15 protein-coding genes are annotated in these 18,196 nt (G+C 70.4%); 5 read left to right on the top strand and 10 right to left on the bottom strand.

Annotated features, from left to right (window positions below):
- Window positions 1–23: 23 nt before the first annotated feature.
- The gene (locus AB0M01_RS36885; protein ID WP_363677204.1) at window positions 24–506 is read left to right on the top strand and encodes a GNAT family N-acetyltransferase; all 483 of its coding nucleotides are present in this window, start codon (window positions 24–26) and stop codon (window positions 504–506) included.
- Here AB0M01_RS36885 and AB0M01_RS36880 read toward each other — a convergent pair.
- From AB0M01_RS36880 to AB0M01_RS36860, 5 genes are all read right to left on the bottom strand, one after another.
- Window positions 487–1,917 carry a diguanylate cyclase gene (locus tag AB0M01_RS36880; protein ID WP_363677203.1) on the bottom strand — a complete coding sequence of 477 codons (1,431 nt, stop codon included), beginning with the start codon at window positions 1,915–1,917 and terminating at the stop codon, window positions 487–489. The two genes, AB0M01_RS36885 and AB0M01_RS36880, sit on opposite strands and share 20 nt — an antisense overlap.
- 216 nt (window positions 1,918–2,133) lie before the next feature.
- Window positions 2,134–2,883, bottom strand: a complete 750-nt coding sequence (locus AB0M01_RS36875; RefSeq protein WP_363677202.1) for a sugar phosphate isomerase/epimerase — start codon at window positions 2,881–2,883, stop codon at window positions 2,134–2,136.
- Between the two features lie 26 nt (window positions 2,884–2,909).
- A complete protein-coding gene (locus AB0M01_RS36870; protein WP_363677201.1) occupies window positions 2,910–3,725 on the bottom strand; it encodes a sugar phosphate isomerase/epimerase family protein in 816 nt (271 codons plus the stop codon).
- Window positions 3,722–4,912 (bottom strand): dihydrodipicolinate synthase family protein, encoded by a 1,191-nt coding sequence (locus tag AB0M01_RS36865; RefSeq protein WP_363677200.1) that lies wholly within the window; start codon window positions 4,910–4,912, stop codon window positions 3,722–3,724. Before AB0M01_RS36865 ends, AB0M01_RS36870 begins: the two co-directional genes overlap by 4 nt.
- Complete coding sequence (locus AB0M01_RS36860; RefSeq protein ID WP_363677199.1) at window positions 4,909–6,072, bottom strand: Gfo/Idh/MocA family oxidoreductase; 1,164 nt, start codon at window positions 6,070–6,072, stop codon at window positions 4,909–4,911. Before AB0M01_RS36860 ends, AB0M01_RS36865 begins: the two co-directional genes overlap by 4 nt.
- A gap of 978 nt (window positions 6,073–7,050) precedes the next feature.
- Here AB0M01_RS36860 and AB0M01_RS36855 point away from each other — a divergent pair.
- Entirely contained in the window at window positions 7,051–8,592 is a 1,542-nt protein-coding gene (locus AB0M01_RS36855) for a threonine/serine exporter family protein (RefSeq protein WP_363677197.1), read from the top strand.
- Here the strand turns inward: AB0M01_RS36855 and AB0M01_RS36850 are convergent.
- Window positions 8,579–11,398 carry a LuxR C-terminal-related transcriptional regulator gene (locus AB0M01_RS36850; RefSeq protein WP_363677196.1) on the bottom strand — a complete coding sequence of 940 codons (2,820 nt, stop codon included), beginning with the start codon at window positions 11,396–11,398 and terminating at the stop codon, window positions 8,579–8,581. The two genes, AB0M01_RS36855 and AB0M01_RS36850, sit on opposite strands and share 14 nt — an antisense overlap.
- Window positions 11,399–11,567: 169 nt before the next feature.
- Between AB0M01_RS36850 and AB0M01_RS36845 the strand changes: the two genes are divergently transcribed.
- The 3 genes from AB0M01_RS36845 to AB0M01_RS36835 are packed head-to-tail and all read left to right on the top strand — an operon-like array spanning window position 11,568 to window position 13,066.
- Window positions 11,568–11,918 (top strand): VOC family protein, encoded by a 351-nt coding sequence (locus AB0M01_RS36845; RefSeq protein ID WP_363677195.1) that lies wholly within the window; start codon window positions 11,568–11,570, stop codon window positions 11,916–11,918.
- Window positions 11,919–11,976: 58 nt separating this feature from the next.
- Window positions 11,977–12,582 carry a glyoxalase gene (locus AB0M01_RS36840; protein WP_363677194.1) on the top strand — a complete coding sequence of 202 codons (606 nt, stop codon included), beginning with the start codon at window positions 11,977–11,979 and terminating at the stop codon, window positions 12,580–12,582.
- Between the two features lie 43 nt (window positions 12,583–12,625).
- Window positions 12,626–13,066, top strand: a complete 441-nt coding sequence (locus tag AB0M01_RS36835) for a DUF1801 domain-containing protein (protein ID WP_363677193.1) — start codon at window positions 12,626–12,628, stop codon at window positions 13,064–13,066.
- 62 nt (window positions 13,067–13,128) lie between these two features.
- On the opposite strand, the gene AB0M01_RS36830 is transcribed toward AB0M01_RS36835, so the two are convergent.
- The 4 genes from AB0M01_RS36830 to AB0M01_RS36815 form a co-directional block, all read right to left on the bottom strand.
- Entirely contained in the window at window positions 13,129–13,611 is a 483-nt protein-coding gene (locus AB0M01_RS36830) for a hypothetical protein (RefSeq protein ID WP_363677192.1), read from the bottom strand.
- 43 nt (window positions 13,612–13,654) lie between these two features.
- Entirely contained in the window at window positions 13,655–15,250 is a 1,596-nt protein-coding gene (locus AB0M01_RS36825; RefSeq protein WP_363677191.1) for an RICIN domain-containing protein, read from the bottom strand.
- Window positions 15,250–16,776 carry a DUF4185 domain-containing protein gene (locus AB0M01_RS36820; protein ID WP_363677190.1) on the bottom strand — a complete coding sequence of 509 codons (1,527 nt, stop codon included), beginning with the start codon at window positions 16,774–16,776 and terminating at the stop codon, window positions 15,250–15,252. The genes AB0M01_RS36825 and AB0M01_RS36820 overlap by 1 nt, the downstream gene beginning before the upstream one ends.
- 97 nt (window positions 16,777–16,873) lie before the next feature.
- On the bottom strand, window positions 16,874–18,109 hold the full coding sequence (locus AB0M01_RS36815; protein WP_363677188.1) for a glycosyltransferase: 1,236 nt from the start codon (window positions 18,107–18,109) through the stop codon (window positions 16,874–16,876).
- Window positions 18,110–18,196: the final 87 nt, after the last annotated feature.

The following is an 18,196-nucleotide window of genomic DNA, read 5'->3' as shown; positions in this document are numbered from 1 at the left end:
CGTTGACCAGGCAGGATGACCTCATGCAGATCGATGAGCGGATCCGCCGCGCGCGGCCGGACGACGTACCGGCGATCGTGGAGCTGGTCTACGCGCTGGCGGAGTACGAGCGCGAGCCCGACGCCTGCCGGCTGACCGCGACGCAACTGGACACCGCGCTGTTCGGCCCCACGCCGGCGGTGTTCGCGCACGTCGCCGAGCACGACGGCGAGATCGTCGGCTGCGCGCTGTGGTTCCTGAACTTCTCCACCTGGCGCGGCGTCCACGGCATCTACCTGGAAGACCTGTTCGTCCGCCCCGAGCAGCGCGGCTCCGGCCTCGGCAAGGCGCTGCTCACCGCACTGGCCCAGGAGTGCGTCAAGCACGGGTACGAGCGCCTCGAGTGGTCCGTGCTCGACTGGAACACTCCGGCGATCGACTTCTACGTCGCGCTCGGCGCCCGCCCACAGTCGGAGTGGACGACCTTCCGCCTCACCGACGACGCGCTCACTGCTCTGGGGTCCTAGCCGCGCGGCTGCGCTGCTTGGCCTGGTACATCTCGTGGTCGGCGGTGCGCAGCAGCTCGTCGAGGTCGGCGGTGTACGGGCTGACCACCGCCGTGCCGATGCTGGTCGTGACCGGGACGTCGATCCCGGTCAGTGGGCGGTTGACCGAATCCTCGATCCGGCGCATCAGCGCGGCCAGGTCGGCGCCGTCGATCTCCTCCGCCAGTACGGCGAACTCGTCGCCGCCGAGCCGCGCCACCGTGTCCCCGTGCCGTACGGCGGACAGCAGCCGCCCGGCGATCTCGCGCAGCGCCTGGTCGCCGGCTTCGTGGCCGTACTTGTCGTTGACCAGCTTGAAGTGGTTCAGGTCGCAGAACAGCAGCACCCCGCGCCGCCCGCTCTGCCGGGACCGCTGCAGCGCCGTCGTGAACCGGTGCTGCAGGAGCCGCCGGTTCGGCAGGCCGGTCAGCGCGTCGTGCGCGGCGTGGTGCTGCAGCTCGCGCTCGGTCTCCTTGCGCGCGGTCACGTCGTCGATCTGGATCAGCACGATCCGCGGCTGCTCTTTGTTGCCCTGATCAACGATCGCGGCGGTGCCGCCGAGCCAGATGTCGAGGCCGTCGGTACGCCGGAAGGTCCGCTCGAACCGGTACGGCCCGCGGCCCTCGGTCAGCTCGGCGACCTCGCGCTCGGTCTGGCCGGCGTTCTCGTCCTCCAGGTAGTCCATCAGCGGCGACCCGACCAGCTGCGCCGCGGTGTAGCCGGTGATCCGGCAGAACGCCTCGTTGACCCGCAGCACCCGGCCGCGCTCCGGCCCGTCGAGCGCGATCGTGGCCATCCCGTTCCCGGCGCCCTCGAAGACCAGCCGGAACGTCGTCTCGCTCGCCTCCAGCCGGGCCTTCTCGGCGAGCAACTGGTCGGTCAGTCGGGCCTTGTCGATCGCGAGCCCGGCCTGGGTCGCGAAGATCTCCAGCAGCTCCCGGTGCACCGGCCCCGGCCGCCGCTGGTCCTCGGGCAGGTCGACCGACAGCATCCCGACCAGCTCGCCGTCGGAGGAGTGCAGCGGCGCGAACAGCGCGTCCAGCGGGTGCCACGCGTCCGGATCGGTCGAGATCGGTACGTCGGGCACCCAGCCGACCACCTCACCCTCGGGCAGCCGCTCGTGCGGCACGAACCGCAGCCCGCCCCAGACGTCGGCGATCTCGAACTCGCCGTCGAAGATGTCCGCGGCGCTCACCGTCCCGAGCAGCGCCTCGCGCGCCTCCGGCGAGCCGGACACTGCGATCACCTCGAACTTGCCGTCCGGCTGCCGCAGGTTCAGCACGGCGATGCCGAACCCGAGACCGTCGACGACCCCGTCGACGACGGCCTGCAGGGTCTCGGCCAGGCTCCGGCCGGCGCCCATCCGGGCACTCACCTCGTAGAGACGGCGCACGGCCGTCAACCGTACGGTGGGCTCGTTCTGCACTGCGCTGCTCCGGCGTCACGGCGTCGGCGGCCTCACGGGAACCCCGCCGTGGTGAGGGCCCCCTCACAGAGTGACAGATCGCGCCCGGAGAGCAACGTCCCCAGAATGCCGTGGCACGATCGTGCTGACCTCGGGCGGCGACCGTTCACGTACTGCCAGTGACGACTGTACGCCGTACGCCGGTCAGAACCGCATCTGCGCCAGGGATTGATAGCTGGTTCGCGCGGAGACCCACGGATCCGTCGGCGCGTCGTGCTCGACCAGCCACTGCCGCACACCGCCGCTGTCCGCGTGCGCGAACATCGCCGGGAAGTCGAGCGTCCCGGCGCCGACGTCCTCCCAGGAACCGTCCGCGGCCATGTCCTTGACGTGCAGCGCGGGGAAGCGGCCGGGGTGCTGCTGGAAGTAGTCGATCGGGTCCTGGCCGCCGTTCACCACCCAGTACAGGTCGAGCTCGAAACCGAGCAGCTCCGGCTCGACCTCGTTCAGCAGGATGTCGAACTTCACCTGCCCGTCGACGACCTCGAAGTCGTGCCCGTGGTTGTGGAACAGCAGCTTCAGCCCCGCCTGCTTGGCGGTCTCGCCGGCCTTGCTGAACGCCGCCGCGGCCTCGCGGAACCCGTCCAGCGTGCGCAGCTCGTCGGGCAGCGACGGGACCACGATCCACTCTCCGCCGAGCGTCCGCACATCCTCGAGCGCGCCCTCCCAGTCGTCGGTCAGCCGCGAGTAGCCGACGTGCTCGAGCACGATCTTCAGCCCGGCGTCGTCGGCGAACCGCCGGATGTCGGCGGCCGAGTGGCCGAACCGGCCGCTGACGCCGACGGTCCGGTAGCCGATCCCGGCCAGCTGGTTCAGGGTGCCGGAGTAGTCGTCCTTCAGGACGTCGCGCATCGTGTACAGGTGCATGCCGATTCCGTCGGCGGGAATGCTCACGAGACGTGCTCCTTCAGTTGGGGGCTTCAGGCAACGTGCTCTTGGTAGCGGGCGAGCGCCAGGTCGAACACCTGTTGGCCGGGCGCGTCCCACAGCTCCTGGTTGAAGATCTCCACCTCGACCGGCCCGGCGTACCCGGCCGCGTCACAGGCCTCGCGCAGCCGGCGCAGCTCGATCGCGCCGTCGCCCATCATGCCGCGGCCGAGCAGCGTGTCCGCGGGGAGCGGGACGGTCCAGTCGCTGACCTGGTACGAGCAGATCCGCGCGCCGGCCCGCTCGATCTGGCGGTAGACGTCGGCGTCCCACCAGAGGTGGTAGGCGTCGACGATCACGCCGACCTGCTCGACGGGGAACTGCTCCGCGAGGTCGAGCGCGCCGCCGAGCGACGAGACGACGCAGCGGTCGGAGCAGAACATCGGGTGCAGGGGCTCGATCGCGAGCCGGACGCCGTGCTGTTCGGCGTACGGCGCGAGCTCGGCCAGGCCGTCGACGATCATCTGGCGGGCGCCGTCGATGTCGCGTGAACCGGGCGGCAGTCCACCGCTGACCAGCACGAGCGTGTCGGTGCCGAGAGCTGCCGACTCGTCGATCGCCCTGCGGTTGTCCTCGATCTTCGCTTTCCGCTCAGCGGGGTCGGTCGCGGTGAAGAAGCCCCCGCGGCACAGCGACGAGACCTTCAGCCCGGCGTCCTGCACGAGCTTCGCGGACTTCTCGACGCCGTACTCCTGGATCGGCTCGCGCCACAACCCGATCCACTCCAGCTCCGCCTTCGCGCTGGCCGCGACGACGTCCTCGAGCGGCCAGTACTTCGTGGTCGCCTGGTTGAGGCTGTAGCGGTTCATGCGTCGATCCCGTACGTCGCGAGCAGCTGCGTGAACCGCCGCGTGGCGAGCTCGGGGTCGGTGAGTACGCCGGCCTGGTCGGCGAGCCGGAAGGTCTCGGCCAGGTGCGGGACCGAGCGGCCGGTCTGCAGGCCGCCGACCATGCCGAAGCCCGGCTGGTAGCCGTTCAGCCAGGCCAGGAAGGCGATCCCGGTCTTGTAGTACGGCGTCGGCGCGGAGAAGATGTGCCGGGCCAGCGGGACGGTCGGCGCGAAGACCTCGTCGTACCGGGTCAGGTCGCCGTCGTCGAGCGCCTTCAGCGCGGCCGCGGCCGCGGGGGCGATCGCCGCGAAGATGCCGAGCAGGGCGTCGCTGTGGCGCTGGTCGTCACCGCGGATCAGCTCGGGGTAGTTGAAGTCGTCGCCGGTGTAGAGCCTGGTGGTGATTCTGTTGCGCAGAGCAACTTCCTTGGCGGCGTCGAGGAGCGAGACCTTGATGCCGTCGACCTTGGCGGTGTTCTCGGCGATCAGGTCGACCACCACGTCGGCTGCGGCATCGAGATCGTCGGTGCCCCAGTAGCCGTCGAGCGCGGGGTCGAACATCGAGCCGAGCCAGTGCAGGATCACCGGGCGGGTCGACTGCGCGAGCAGGTGGTCGTAGACCTTCCGGTAGTCGTCCGGCCCGGCCGCCGCCGCGCACAGCGCCCGGCTGGCCATCAGGATCGGCTGCGCGCCGGCGTCCTCGGCGACCGCGAGCTGCTCCTCGTACGCCTTGATCACCGCGTCGAGACTGTGCTCACCGGCTGGGAGTTGGTCGGTGCCCACGCCGACGGCGATCCGCCCGTCCGGCGCCTCGGCGGCCGATCGCCGGATCAGCTCTTGCGTGGCGACCCAGTCGAGGCCCATCCCGCGCTGTGCCGTGTCCATCGCCTCGGCGACCGACAGCCCGAGCGACCAGAGGTGGCGCCGGAAGCCGAGAGTGTGCTCCCAGTCCACCACCGCGGGGGCTCCGGGGGCGTTGTCGCCGAGCGGATCGGCCACCACGTGAGCGGCCGCGAACGCCAGCCGGCTGCGCGCCGGCTGGTAGGTGCCGTGGGCAACCGATTCGCCAATCAGCCGGTACTCGGCGAGCCCGCCCGGCCCGGCCCCGCTCCCCCCACCCTTTTCCTTCCCCCCGCCGAAGGCGGGGAGCCTGAGCGAGAGGCTCATGCCCTGTTCTCGATCGCCAGCGCCGGGACCTCCAGCTTGCGGCCTTCCTTCCAGGACTGCAGCCCGAGCTCCGCCAGCTGCACGCCCTTGGCGCCCTCGACGAAGTCCCAGGTGAACGGCGCGTCGTCGACGACGTGCCGCAGGAACATCTCCCACTGCACCTTGAACCCGTTGTCGAACACCTCGTTGTCCGGCACCTCGGCCCACTGGTCGCGGAACGAGTACGCCGCCGGCAGGTCCGGGTTCCAGACCGGCTTCGGCGTCGCCGACCGGTGCTGGGCGCGGCAGTTGCGCAGCCCGGCGACCGCCGACCCCTCGGTCCCGTCGACCTGGAACTCGACCAGCTCGTCGCGGAACACCCGGGTCGCCCAGGACGAGTTCAGCTGGGCGATGATCCCGCCCTCGAGCTCGAACACGCCGTACGCCGCGTCCTCGGCGGTGGCGACGTACTCGTCACCCTGCTCGTCCCAGCGCTGCGGGATGTGCACCGCGCCCTGGCAGTAGACCGACTTGACCGGCGCGAAGATCTGGTCGAGCACGTACCGCCAGTGGCAGAACATGTCGACGACGATGCCGCCGCCCTCCTCGGACTTGTAGTTCCAGGCCGGCCGCTGCGCCTCCTGCCAGTCGCCCTCGAACACCCAGTACCCGAACTCGCCGCGCACCGACAGGATCTTCCCGAAGAACCCACCGTCGACCAGCCGCTTCAGCTTCCGCAGCCCCGGCAGCGACAGCTTGTCCTGGACGACCCCGTTCTTCAGCCCCGAGTCGCGCACCAGCTTCGCCAGGTCAACCGCCGCGTCGAGCCCTTCGGCGATCGGCTTCTCGCAGTAGATCGCCTTCCCGGCCTCGACCGCGGCCCGGACCCCCTTCTCGCGCAGCTGCGTGAGCTGGGAGTCGAAGTAGATCTCCACATCCGGCTCGGCCAGCGCCGCGGACAGGTCGGTCGTCCACCGGGTCAGCCCGTACTGCTCGGCGATCCGCCGCAACTTCAGCTCGTTCCGCCCGACCAGGATCGGGTCCGGAACGATCATCGACCCGTCGGCCGCGGGAATCCCGCCCTGCTCCCGGATCGCCACGATCGACCGCTCCAGGTGCTGGCGCAGTCCCATCCGTCCGGTGACGCCGTTCATCACGATGCCGACGCGTCGTTCGCTCACAGTTACTACCTCTCTTCGGCGCGCTGGTACTTGCTGCGCAGGTTCGGTCGGGGCGGACACCGCCGGGCACGCGCAACGCCTCCCGACTCCCGCTCGGAAAGCCCTTTCCAAGCGCGTGCTCGCAACCTTAGGTCGACCACCACCCCGAGTCAACCGCCCGCCGAAACCGACCGGAAAGCGATTGCTGCAGAGCACACACAGCAACCCACCCACGCACCCCCGACGCCCACCACCCACCAACCCCGCCAACCCCCACCACCCACCCGCCCCTAAGCGTGCCGACCACCACACCACCCCACTTGGTGGGTGGTGCACGTCGCCGCCCCGCGGACCTCCACCACTCACTAACCCCGACCAACCCCGCCTCGCCCGGCGGGGCTGAGCGTGTCGGCAGCGACCGAGCGTGGGGTTGGTGAGTGATGCACGTCCGGTTGGGTACGCAGCCCCGGTCCGCCGACCTCCGCCACTCGCCAACCCACCCGCCCACGCCCCACTCGACCCGGCTCCACCCCGAGCCCCACCCGTCCCCGCTCCACCCCGAGCCAGCCATCTCGCGACACAACGCACTTCCGCCGGCAGCGGCGGGACGCTCAACCAACGTGCCCCGGCGGAACAACGGCGACCAGCCCACCCGCCCCTCAGGGTTCCTGGCTCACGTCCTCCCCGGCCCAGCGACGCCCACCACCCACCAACCCCCGCCAACGCCCACCACCCACGCGTCCCCAAGCGCGCCGACCACCACGCCACCCCGCTTGCTGGGTGGTGCACGTCGCCCGGTCCGCCGACGTCCACCACTCACCAACCCCGGCCGCCCGCACCGGTCCGCGGACCTCCACCACTCACCAACCCCGACCACCCCCGCCTCGCCTGGCGGGGCTGAGCGCGCGAGCAGCGACCAACCGTGGCTTGGTGAGTGATGCACGTCCGGTTGGGTACGCAGCCCGGTGGGCGTTAGCGTCAGGGGACGAGAGGAGCACGGTGTCCGAGGGTGAGCGCGAGGTCGGCCAGATCCACGAGGTCGGGCGGGACATCCACGACGCGCGTCCGCCGGGCGTCGTGCAGGATCGCCTGGCGGATGCCGTCCGCGAGGATCAGGCGGTCGAGCGCCGCCGAGGTGGGCGGCGGGCCGAAGACCAGCGGGCCGCCGAGGAGCAGCTGGCGCGCGACGAGCAGCGCGAGCTCTACAGGACCCTCGACCTGGCCCTCCGGATCGGCGAGGTCCTGCTCTCCAGCGGCGCCGGTACGGCGGACGCCACCGCCACCATCCTCGGCGTCACCGCGGCGGGCGGACTGCGCGGCTGCGAGGTCGACATCACCTTCACCTCGATCGCGATCTCCTACCAGGCCGCCCCCGACGTCGCACCCGAGACGCACATGCGCGTCGTCCGGTACCGGAGCCAGGACTTCTCGCGCCTCACCGACGTCGACCGCCTGGTCCGGCACTTCGCGCGCGGCGAGCTGACCCGCGAGGAGACCAGCCGCGAACTGGCCCGGATCGTCTCGGCCGGCCCGCCGTTCCCGCGCTGGAGCTCGGTGCTCGCGTGGGGTGTGATGGCCGGCGGCGCGACGCTGCTGCTCGGCGGCGGCTGGCTGATCACCGCGATCGCCGTCGTCACCGCGGTCCTGATCGAGCTGAGCAACCGCTGGTTCAACCGCCAGCGCCTCCCCGCGTTCTACCAGCAGGTCGCCGGCGCCTTCGTCGCGACCGCCGTCGCGCTCGTCCTGTACGCCGTACACGCGCCGGTCAAACCATCCCTGGTCGTTGCCGCCGGCATCATCATGCTGCTGGCCGGGATCGCGCTCACCGGTGCCGTGCAGGACGCGATCACCGGGTACTACGTGACCGCGGCGGCGCGGCTCCTGGAGGCGATGCTGCTCACCGGCGGCATCATCGCCGGGGTCAGCCTCGGCCTCACGCTCGGGCTGAAACTCGGTCTCCCGGTCGCGATCGAGGCGCAGACGATCCAGCTCGCGAACCTCCCGGTGATGGTCACCTCAGGCGCCCTGATGGCCGTGGCGTTCTGCTACGCGTCGTACGCACCGCTGCGCTCGCTGCTCCCCGTCGCACTGGTCGGCGCCGCCGGTTCGCTCGCGTACACGCTGATGGCCGAGGCCCAGTTCGGCCCCGCCTGGTCGACCGCCGTGGCAGCCTTCGTCGTCGGCCTCGCCGGCTACTCGCTGGGTCGCCGTACGGGCGTCCCGCCGCTGGTGGTCGTCGTCTCCGGCACGATCCCGCTGCTCCCTGGCCTGACGATCTACAAGGGCCTCTTCGAGCTGATGGGCAGCGGTCAGTTGATCGGCATCGTCAGCCTCGCCACCGCGGTCGCGATCGGCGTGGCCCTCGCGTCCGGCGTGATTCTCGGCGAGTACGTCGCCCAGCCCATCCGCCGCGAAGCCCGCCGCCTGGAAGACCGCCTGGCGGGCCCGCGCCTGGTGGGCCCGCGCCGCCCGATCCGCCCCCGCCAGCCGCGCCCTCGCCGTACGACGTCCCGCCGTTCCCGCAGATCTAAGTCGTTGTGAGGCCGAGCTCGGCCAGCGCGGCGTTCCCTCGTACGGCGTCCTCCCCGCCCGCGAGCACCAGCGTCCGCGCTGCCTGATACCCGCACCCAGCGGCCTCGAACGCCGCGACCGTCGCCAGCACCGCAGCTCGATCGCCGTCCAGCAACGCCTCAGCCCGATCCACCATCGCCGCAGCAATCGGGTTCCCAGCAACGACAGCCCGCGCCTCACTCACCCGCTCACGAGCATCCGCACCACCCGCCAGCACCGCCGTCTCGGCCCGCAGCGCGACGTACCAGTGGTGCCAGATCCACGTCACCCACTTCCACACCTCGTCCGGCTCCCGCGACACCCGCTGCAGCGCCGCAGCAATCTCCCCGTCGTGCAGCAGCAGCAACGTGTCGAACACAGCGCCGTACCCCGAGGCCTGCTCAGCCGGCGTCCCCAACTGCTCGAGCACCGCCAGCCACTCCCGCTGCGCCTCGCGATCTCCCCGCATCCCATGCACCATCGCGACCGCCGTCACCGCCGGACTCAACGACGACCCCGCCGGCCGCCCAGCCCGCTCCCACGCGTCGAGGAACCGAACGCTCCGCGCCAGCACCTCATCGACATTCCCCGCAAAGGCGTCAGCAACCAGCAACCAGTTGGTCGCCCGATGCCCGACCTCAGCCAGCAGCGCATGATCCGCCAGCTGCCCCGCCCACCGCCGAGCCGCCTGCAGATCCCCCGTCCCGAGGCTCGCCTCCGCAGCCTCCGCCAGCGCCTCGATCAGCTCATGCGTCGCCGCCGGCGTCGGTGCCGCAGACGCCAGCAACTCCATCCGCCGCTGCGTCGTCGCAGCCGCCGCGAACGTCTCCCCAGCCCAGCTCAACGCACCAGTCAGTACGTCGAGCGCAACCGACTCCGCCAGCCGATCACCCGCCTGATGCGTCAACTCCACAGCCCGCTCAGCCAGCGCGATCGTCGCCGCGACGGTGTCGCCCGGATGCCCCTCCACGGTCATCACCGCAGCGTTCAACGCCTGCCCAGCCTCAGCCACCGCAACGGTCGCCCGAGCAACCTTGGCTCCATTCGCAGCCTCGTCCACCAACCCCCGCGCCCGCGCGATCAGCGCATCCGTCTCCTCCAGCGCCAGCCGCCGTACGAAGTTCCCCGCAAACCGGTACGACGTCAGCGCCACCGTCGCCAGATCCCGCGCCGCCCCCGCCGAATCACCCGCCCCGAGCGCAGCCTCAGCCGCCGCCCGGTACAGCCGGTACACGTCATCCCCGCGCATCCGGCACCCCGCTACCGCCGCCGCAAGCCGCAACGCATCCGCGGCCAACCGCGGATCATCAGCCAGCGAAGCAGCCTGCTCGTACCGCTGCTGCGACTCGCCGATCAACGTCCGCGTGAACGTCAGCTCCGCCAACCCCAGCGCGAGCCGGTAAGCATCCGACCGCTCAGCCTCAGCCGACCACGCCAACGCGGCCCGCAGATCATCCGCCACCGCATCAAACCCAGCCCGCCAGTCAACCCGCACCGCAGCCAGCGAGTCAGCCTGCCGCAAGCACCACCGCAGATGCCGCGCCCGAGCATCCGCGAGCTCGCCCGCCTCACTCAACCGCTCAGTCGCGTACTGCCGAATCGTCTCCAACGCCCGGTACGCCGTACCGCCGCCAACCGCGGTCACCACCAGCAAACTCTGCTCCGCCAACCGAGCCAGCCCTTCAGCGACGAGGAAGTCCTCAACCCCCGTCACCTCCGAAGCCGCAGCAACGGTGAACGGCGACACGAACACCGACACCCGCCGCAACAACGCCTGGTCCTCGGCCTCGAGCAGTGCATGACTCCAGTCGAGCGCCGCCCGCACCGACCGATGCCGCTCGTCAGCCCGCGACCCGCCGGTCAGCATCCGCAACGGATGCGACAGCGCCGCCGCGATCCCGTCCAGCCCGAGCGTCTGGTACCGCGCCGCCGCCAGCTCGATCGCCAGCGACATCCCGTCCAGCCGCTCACAGATCGCCGCGACCCGCTCACGATCCACCTCCGCCAGCGGCGAGCCACCGGCGGCCGCGCGCTCCATGAAGAGCGTCACCGCGTCCGACTCCCCGTCAGCGGGCAGCGACAGCGGCGGTACGGCGTACACGCGCTCGAACGGAACCATCAGCCGAGCCCGACTCGTCGCCAGTACGGCGACCCGCGGGCACGCCGCGAGCAGTCGCTCGAGCAGCAGCGCGACACCGTCGACGACGTGCTCGCAGTTGTCCAGCACGAGCAGCGCCTGCCGGTCGGCCAGCGCGGCAACCACCGACTCGGTCATGTCCCGCCCAGGCTGCTCCCCGAGCCCGAGCGCCCCGGCGATCGCGGTCGCGATCATGTCCGCGTCGGCCACCGGCACGAGATCGACGAACCAGACGCCCCCGTCGAACTCGCTCGCAGCCTCAGCCGCCACAGCCAGCGCCAGCCGAGTCTTGCCGACTCCGCCGGGCCCGACCGCAGTCACCTCACGATGTGCCTTGAGTAGCTCGAGCAATGCAGCCTTCTCGCCACTCCGCCCTACAAACGAGGTGAGGGGCGAAGGCAGCACCGGAGCTGGTCGAGACGGGCGTGCGTCCGTTGTCTCCTCGGCAAGCGACCCCCGACGGTCGGCAGAACCCTGCGCGAGCGCCCGGCGATCGGACACCCCCAGCTTCCGCAGCAGCGACGACACGTGGCTCTCCACCGTGCGCACCGAGATGTGCAGCCGCGCCGCGATCTCCGCGTTGGTGAGGTGGGCGCCGACCAGCTCCAGCACCTCCGACTCACGGAGCGAGATCTCGGCGACGGCGGTCATGCGGGTCATCTTCCCTCATCCGGGGACCCACCACGGAGCGGTTTCCGTACCGCGTCCCCGTGGTCGCTTTCCGTACCGGAATCCGTGCTCAGCACGGATGTGGACCAGTACCCCGAACCGAAAAACTGAGGTCACGAACACAGCGGGCCGCACCGGCCCCCGACCCCCAGGAGCCACCGTGACCAGCACCCGCGGCATCTTGACCGTCCTCCACCCCGTCTCCGACCTCGGCAAGGCCAAGACCGTGTACGCCGCCCTGCTCGGCCTCGAGCCGCAGACCGACTCGCCGTACTACGTCGGCTTCGACGCCGAGGGCCAGCACATCGGCCTGGTGCCGGACGGCGGCCCGCAGGGCATGACCTCGCCGGTCGCGTACTGGCACGTCGCCGACCTCGACGCGAAGCTCGCCGAGGTCACCGCGGCCGGCGCCATCGTCCACGAGGCCCCGCACGAGGTCGGCGCCGGCCGCCGCGTCGCGACCGTGGTCGACCTCGACGGCAACGTCCTCGGCCTGCTCCAGGACAGCTGACCCCGGCATCCGCCACGACCACCGACCCGCTCACCTTCTCCCGCAAAGGAACCCCGTCATGACCACGTTCGACTCCGTCACCCTGGAAGTTTCCGACACCGCCGCCGCCACCGACTTCTACCGCGTCACCGGCCTGGCGGACCACGTCACCGTCCGCCCCGCCGAGGGCCCGTCGACCGGCTTCCGCGGCTTCGCGATCTCGCTGGTCGTCGCCCAGCCCGGCAACGTCGACGCGATCGTCGAGACTGCGGTCGCCGCCGGCGCCACGGTCCTGAAGCCGGCCGTGAAGTCCTTCTGGGGGTACGGCGGCATCCTGCAGGCGCCGGACGGCACGATCCTGAAGATCGCCACCTCGCAGAAGAAGGACACCGCCCCGGTGACCCGCGAGATCGACCAGGTCGCCCTGCTGCTGGGTGTGGCCGATGTGAAGGCCAGCAAGCGCTTCTACGTCGAGCAGGGTCTCCCGGTCGGGAAGAGCTTCGGCGGCAAGTACGTCGAGTTCAGCACCGAGTCGCCGGTCACGCTGGCGCTGTACCCGCGGCGCGCCCTCGCCAAGGACGCCGGCGTCCCCGCGGAGGGCAGCGGCTCGCACCGCATCGTCCTCGGCAGCGACGCCACCCTGACCGACCCGGACGGCTTCGTCTGGGAAACCACCGCCGCCTGACCTTCACCGCCACCCCGAAGACGATTCCTGAAGGAGAACCGCCGTGACCGCGACGTACGAAGGTTTCACCGCCGAAGAGCGAGCCGCGATGAAGGAGCACGCCAAGGACCAGAAGAAGGCTGCCCGCCGGACCAGCGCTGCTGAGAAGGCCGCCGAGGCCGCCCGCGACGTCCTCACCAAGATCGCCGAGATGAGCGACACCGACCGCGTCATCGCCGAACGCGTCCACACTGTCATCACCACCGCCGCTCCCCAGCTCGCCCCGAAGCTCTGGTACGGCATGCCCGCCTACGCCCTGAACGGCAAGCTGGTCTGCTTCTTCCAGTCCGCCGACAAGTTCAAGTCCCGCTACCCCACCCTCGGCTTCACCGACCAGGCGGCTCTCGACGACGGCACCATGTGGCCCGCCGCCTACGCCCTCACCGCCATCACCCCCGACACCGAGTCCAGCATCACCGCCCTGGTCAAGCAGGCCGTCAACTGACCCCGCCACCCCCAAAGGCCCAGGCCCAGATCCCCACGGATCTGACCTGGGCCTTGGCACGTTCAGCGCAGGAAGCCGAGCTCCTCGACCACCTGATCCGGCGCACCGAGAAAGGCCTCCGCACCGACGTCCCCGTAGCCGACGTTGAACGTGTCGAGTGAGTACACCCACCCGGCGTTCCAGGACTCGCGGTAGTTGAGCTGCCACCGCAGCCACTCCCCACGCCCCACCCGAACCGCCGGAGGCCGCCGCCCCCGCGGCGGCATCGGATACCGAAGCTGTGGGTACACCCGAAGCAAGTCGCCTTCATCCGTCAGCTCGAGCCCCGTCGCGAACAGCACCTTCCGCGGCGTCCCCGCCAGCTCGACCACCTCGTCGAACGGCTCGAACGCGTTCGCCTCGGTCTGGACGATCGAGTGCAGCATCGGCCGCGGCGCCCGCGGCACCGGGAAGGCGATGGGTACGGCGTTCCGGACCGTCGCGGCGGCTCCTCCGCGTGACTGTGTGGTCCAGCTCGTCCGTACCCGCTGTACGACGACGTCCATGAGCCGATCGTCGCAGGAGCCCGCAGCTCACCGCCATCAAGTTTCAGCGTGGTTCCAAGCGCCACGTCTGGGGTTGCAGGTTGTTGCAGGTCCAGGTCGCAACGTTGGCGCCAGGGGCGGAAGAGCCGCCGGCGACGTCCAGGCACAGGTTGCTGTTCTGGCCGATGAACTTGTAGTAGTTGCGGCCTACGTTGACCGCTCGCCAGCGTTGCCAGCCGCCGTCCTGGCAGGTCCATTGCTGGACGTTCGCGCCAGGAGTCGAGGAGTTGCTGGCGACTTCGACGCAGAGTTGCGAATTCTGGCCACGCAGGCGGAAGAAGCCGTTGCCCTCCGAGGTGAACTGGAAGTTCTGGGGGCCGAGGTTGTTGCACGTCCATTGCTGGATGTTTCCGCCGGGGACGCGGGAGTCGGCGGCTACGTCGAGGCAGTGGCCTGACTGGGCGCTCACCAACCGGTACGTCGCATTCGCCACGCCCGCCGCATCCTGGGTGCCGATCGCCGACCCGGAGGCGTAGTACGTCTTGCACACCGAGCCGTCCCAGTCGCTGGCCAGCTGAAGCACCCGCGAACCGTCCGCCGACGGGACGAGCGGCGAGCTGTAGTTGGGGCAGAAGTTGTTCACCGGGTTGTTCACCGCCACCGGTGCCGGGATCTCGTACCAGAGCCCGTTCGACCCCTCGGTGTTCACGAAGACCGTGCGACCGTTGTCAGCAGCAACGGATCCGTTCGCGTTCTGCAGGATCTGCCCGACCAGCAGCAGCTTCCCGTTGGGTGCACCGGCGCTGGAAGACCAAGCAAGCGTCGGCGCGTGCGTGAAGTACTTCCCGTCCGGCGTTTGCGCCCGTACGCCGAGCGCCGCCGGCGATCCCCAGTTCCACCCGTCACCAGAGGTCCGTGTGTGCACCACGCAGTCGTACTGCCCGCCGAGCCCGCAGATCTCGTACACCATCACGTACGTCCCGCTCGGCTGCTTCCGTACGACGGGCATCCCGGGCCGGTGCCCGAACGTCGGCGAGGACACCGTCGGGCTCCGGTCCGTCCACGTGATCCCGTCGACGCTGCGCGTCTCCATCAGCTTCTGGCTGTGCGCCGCATCCGTCTCGTCGGCGTAGTGGCACACCAACCGCCCGTCGGACGAAACGGAGAACTCCGGCTCCCACAACCCCTTGGTGTTCGGCGCCGTAGCGCAGTTCGACAGGTACGACCAGCTGCGCCCGAGATCGTTGCTCTTCCAGATCTTCAGCGCCATCGGCCGCGCGTCCGCGCCGACCGACGCGGCCCACAGCATCGTCCCGGCCGGCATCGCGCCGATCTGCCGCGGCAGCTCGTACAAGGTCGCGCAGCACAACCCCTTCCCGCCCGCCGACCCCGGATCGGCGACCGTCCCGACCTGAGCGAACGTCGCGCCGCTGTCGGTGCTCTCGTAGATCGCCCCGAGCCCGTCGTTCCCGCTGAAGGTCACGACGCTCGCGAGGATCCGCCCGTTCGCGGCCCCGTTGTGCTCGAGCCGTACGGCGCGCGGGTAGAGCCCGGTGTCGTTGCGCAGCAGCTGCCCGGTCGCCTCGACCTGGGCGGAAGCGCTCGCCGAACCGACCAGAACGCCGGCCAGCAGAGCGATCGCCAACAGCACGCGGCGCATCACCGGATCTCCTCGAGCACCACGTCGTCGAGCTGGAACCACACGTCCTGCCCGTGCCCGGTGAACCCGGCGTACACCTGCACCAGCGACTCACGCCCCGAGGCGAACTCCACGCTCACCTTCTCGTACGCCGGATGCGCGCCACCAGTCTTCAAAGCCACAGACCGACCGGACAACGTCCGAACCCCGACCACCGTGTCCCGGTTGTTCTCCGCCGTCCGCACCCAGGCCGACAACCGGTACCGGTGCCCCGGCCGTACCGCCACGTTCTGCTGCACCGAGTGCGCCCCGATCGAGTCCCGCAGGTAGGCGTTCCGCGACCCGCTGTGCCCCAGATCGGTGGAGTCGATCCCGCCCCGCCCGTTCAACTGCCACGGCGCCGACGGCGTCGCCCCCGCCTGCTCCTCGAACCCCGGATCGGTCACCAGGTTCGTCACCGGCCCGTCGTCGGTCAGCTTGGTGTGCATCAGGAACACGTTGTACGGATCCCACTGCGACATCGTGAAGTACAGATCCGGCCCCGACGACCAAGGATGCATGAACGTCCCGTAGAGCCCCGGAAAATCGGTGCCCTTGACAACGACTTTCTCACCGCTCCACGGCCCGGTCAGCGCTGCCGCGGACCGCAGTACGACGGACGCCCGCTGCTCGTCCAGGTACATCATCAGCCACTTCCCGAGGTGCGCGTTCCACTGCACCGACACCTCGCTCACCGGCCCGATCGCGATCGGCGCGGCCGCGCTCTCCCGCGGCGACCACGACCGACCGTCCCAGTACCGCCAGGCGCCCTTGCTCAGCACCTGCTTCTCCGGAACGCGCGCCAGGTGAGCGTTCCCGAACCGCCCGTTCGGCGTACCGACCATGTAGACGTAGCCCTGGGAGCGCACCAGCGCGGTCATCTGGAAGTTGCTCGACCAGGTCTTGTCGTTGACCCAGCGCGCCTTCGGGTCCTTCGTCCAGGTCTCGCCGTTGTCGTCGGAGTAGGCGAAACCCGAGTAGTTGGTGAACCAGCTGCCGGCCGGCCCCCAGTAGTTGACCGACATGTACTGCACGTACTGACGCTTGCCCACGGCAACACCGGCGGTCGGGATCACGGTGTGCTCGTCGCGGTCGATCTTCTTGCAGCCCAGGAACTCCTTGGCGTGCCTGGGCCGGTCCTCGGCGGCGCTGTCCAGCGTCATCCCGTCGGCCAGGTTCCGGTCCTTGCTGCGGAACAGCAGGTTGCACCGCCAGTCGATGGTCGCCGGGTCACCGGCACCACCACCCGGACCGGTCCAGCCGCTCCCGTAGCTGTCGCCGAACGCGGTCAGGATCTCGCCGGACCCGTTGTCCCAGAGGATCCCGAGATCGGTCGCCTTCAAGGCGAACCGGGCCTCGGTGTCGTTGATCGAGCCGGGACCGGTCAGCTTGGCGACCTGGGTCGCAGGCGCCGGTACGGCGGACGCGCGCGCGGCCGGCGGGGAGGTGCCGGGCAGCAGGGCGGCGCCGAGCACGAGCGGCAGGAGGAGGACGAGACGCTTCGGCATGCGGATCTCCTAGCGGGGGCGGACGCGAGAGAAATCGATTTCCCAGCCAACGTAACCGCCGACCAGCGACAGGTCAACGGTTGAAGTCCTGGTGAAATCAGGACGCACGTTCGATCGCGTCCGCGGTCTGTACGGCGGCCCGCTCCGCCCGCAGCCGCGCTCCGATCTCCGCCGCGCGATCCCGGAAACCCTCTGTGAGCACGGGTTCCAGCGCGTCGAGCAGCGTGAGCTCGGTGAGCTGGGTGAAGGGCAACGTCGTCCCCACGCCCAGGCGCCCGAGCTGCGCACCCCAGAACGGCTGGTCCGCGAAGATCGAGCACACGACCGTCGGCAGCCCGGCGCGCAGCGAGCTGGCCGTCGTACCGGCTCCGCCGTGGTGAACAGCCGCGCGGCACAGCGGCAGGACCGCTTCGTGATCGAGCTCGGCGACGACGCGGAGCTGTCCGTCGTCGGACGCTCCGGCCGCAACCTCGCTCCACCCGGCGCCGACCAGCGCGCGCACCCCGAGCGAGCTGCTCACCTTGCTGATCAGCGTGAGCGCGGCCTGCGGGTCGAGCACCGGCATGCTGCCGAACCCGAAGTAGACCGGCGCTTCACCCGCGGCGATCCACTCCGGCAGCCCGTCGTCGACCGATTGGTGCAGCACCGAACGCTGCGATTCAGAAGGCGTCAGAAACCCCGTCAGCGGACGCCGTACGTCCCACTCCGCCAGCTCCGGTACAACGAACGGGCTGTACGCCTGCACCTCCAGCGCGCCCGCCCGAGCAAGCCGTCGCGACGAAGTCTCCGAGGTGCTCGCCAGCCCGAGCTTCGCCCGCAGGTCGTTCACGAACGGCGCGAACAGCGGCCAGCTGTTCCGCTCGACCTCGTCGTACGTCGCCAGGTTCTCCTCGGGGGAGAACACGTCGGTCGACACCAGCAGGTGCGGGAACGCCGCGTTCCGGCGCATCGGCGCGTGGTGCACCGCGACGTACCGCAGCCCACGGCTCTCCGCGATCACGACGCCCTCGAGCTCGGTCGCCGTCCCCGACACCAACACGTCGGCGCCCTCGACCAGGTCGAGCAGCGACGCGTGCAGCTGGTCCGCGATCTGGTGCTTGTGGTCGATCAGCCAGCGCACGTACGACGCGACGTCGCCGGCCGCGAGCCAGCGCCGCCCCTGCTCCGACTCCAGGAACTCGCGTGCACTCATCTCCATGTCGACGGTCGGTACGCCGAACGCCGGCCCGATCCACGCCAGGTCCGACGACGTCGCCAGGACGACCTCGTGCCCGCGCGCCATCAGCTCGGCGGCCAGCACCGCCATCGGCTGCGCGTCCCCACGGCTTCCCATCCCCACCAAAGCGATTCGCACGAGCCCACCCCAGAGCCAGTCGGCACACGAAGCACCGATGCTAGCCGTCTAGACCGGTTCAGTACG

This window comes from Kribbella sp. NPDC051770, assembly GCF_040681455.1.
GTDB lineage: Bacteria > Actinomycetota > Actinomycetes > Propionibacteriales > Kribbellaceae > Kribbella.
This window is presented reverse-complemented; position numbering and strand designations above follow the sequence as displayed.

Excerpts from the sequence above, each read along its gene's own strand:
- AB0M01_RS36885 (WP_363677204.1), top strand. The coding sequence starts at position 24 with ATGCAGATCGATGAGCGGATCCGCCGCGCGCGGCCGGACGACGTACCG.
- AB0M01_RS36870 (WP_363677201.1), bottom strand. The coding sequence starts at position 3,725 with ATGAACCGCTACAGCCTCAACCAGGCGACCACGAAGTACTGGCCGCTC.
- AB0M01_RS36865 (WP_363677200.1), bottom strand. The coding sequence starts at position 4,912 with ATGAGCCTCTCGCTCAGGCTCCCCGCCTTCGGCGGGGGGAAGGAAAAG.
- AB0M01_RS36850 (WP_363677196.1), bottom strand. The coding sequence starts at position 11,398 with ATGACCCGCATGACCGCCGTCGCCGAGATCTCGCTCCGTGAGTCGGAG.
- AB0M01_RS36840 (WP_363677194.1), top strand. The coding sequence starts at position 11,977 with ATGACCACGTTCGACTCCGTCACCCTGGAAGTTTCCGACACCGCCGCC.
- AB0M01_RS36830 (WP_363677192.1), bottom strand. The coding sequence starts at position 13,611 with ATGGACGTCGTCGTACAGCGGGTACGGACGAGCTGGACCACACAGTCA.
- AB0M01_RS36825 (WP_363677191.1), bottom strand. The coding sequence starts at position 15,250 with ATGCGCCGCGTGCTGTTGGCGATCGCTCTGCTGGCCGGCGTTCTGGTC.
- AB0M01_RS36820 (WP_363677190.1), bottom strand. The coding sequence starts at position 16,776 with ATGCCGAAGCGTCTCGTCCTCCTCCTGCCGCTCGTGCTCGGCGCCGCC.
- AB0M01_RS36815 (WP_363677188.1), bottom strand. The coding sequence starts at position 18,109 with ATGGGAAGCCGTGGGGACGCGCAGCCGATGGCGGTGCTGGCCGCCGAG.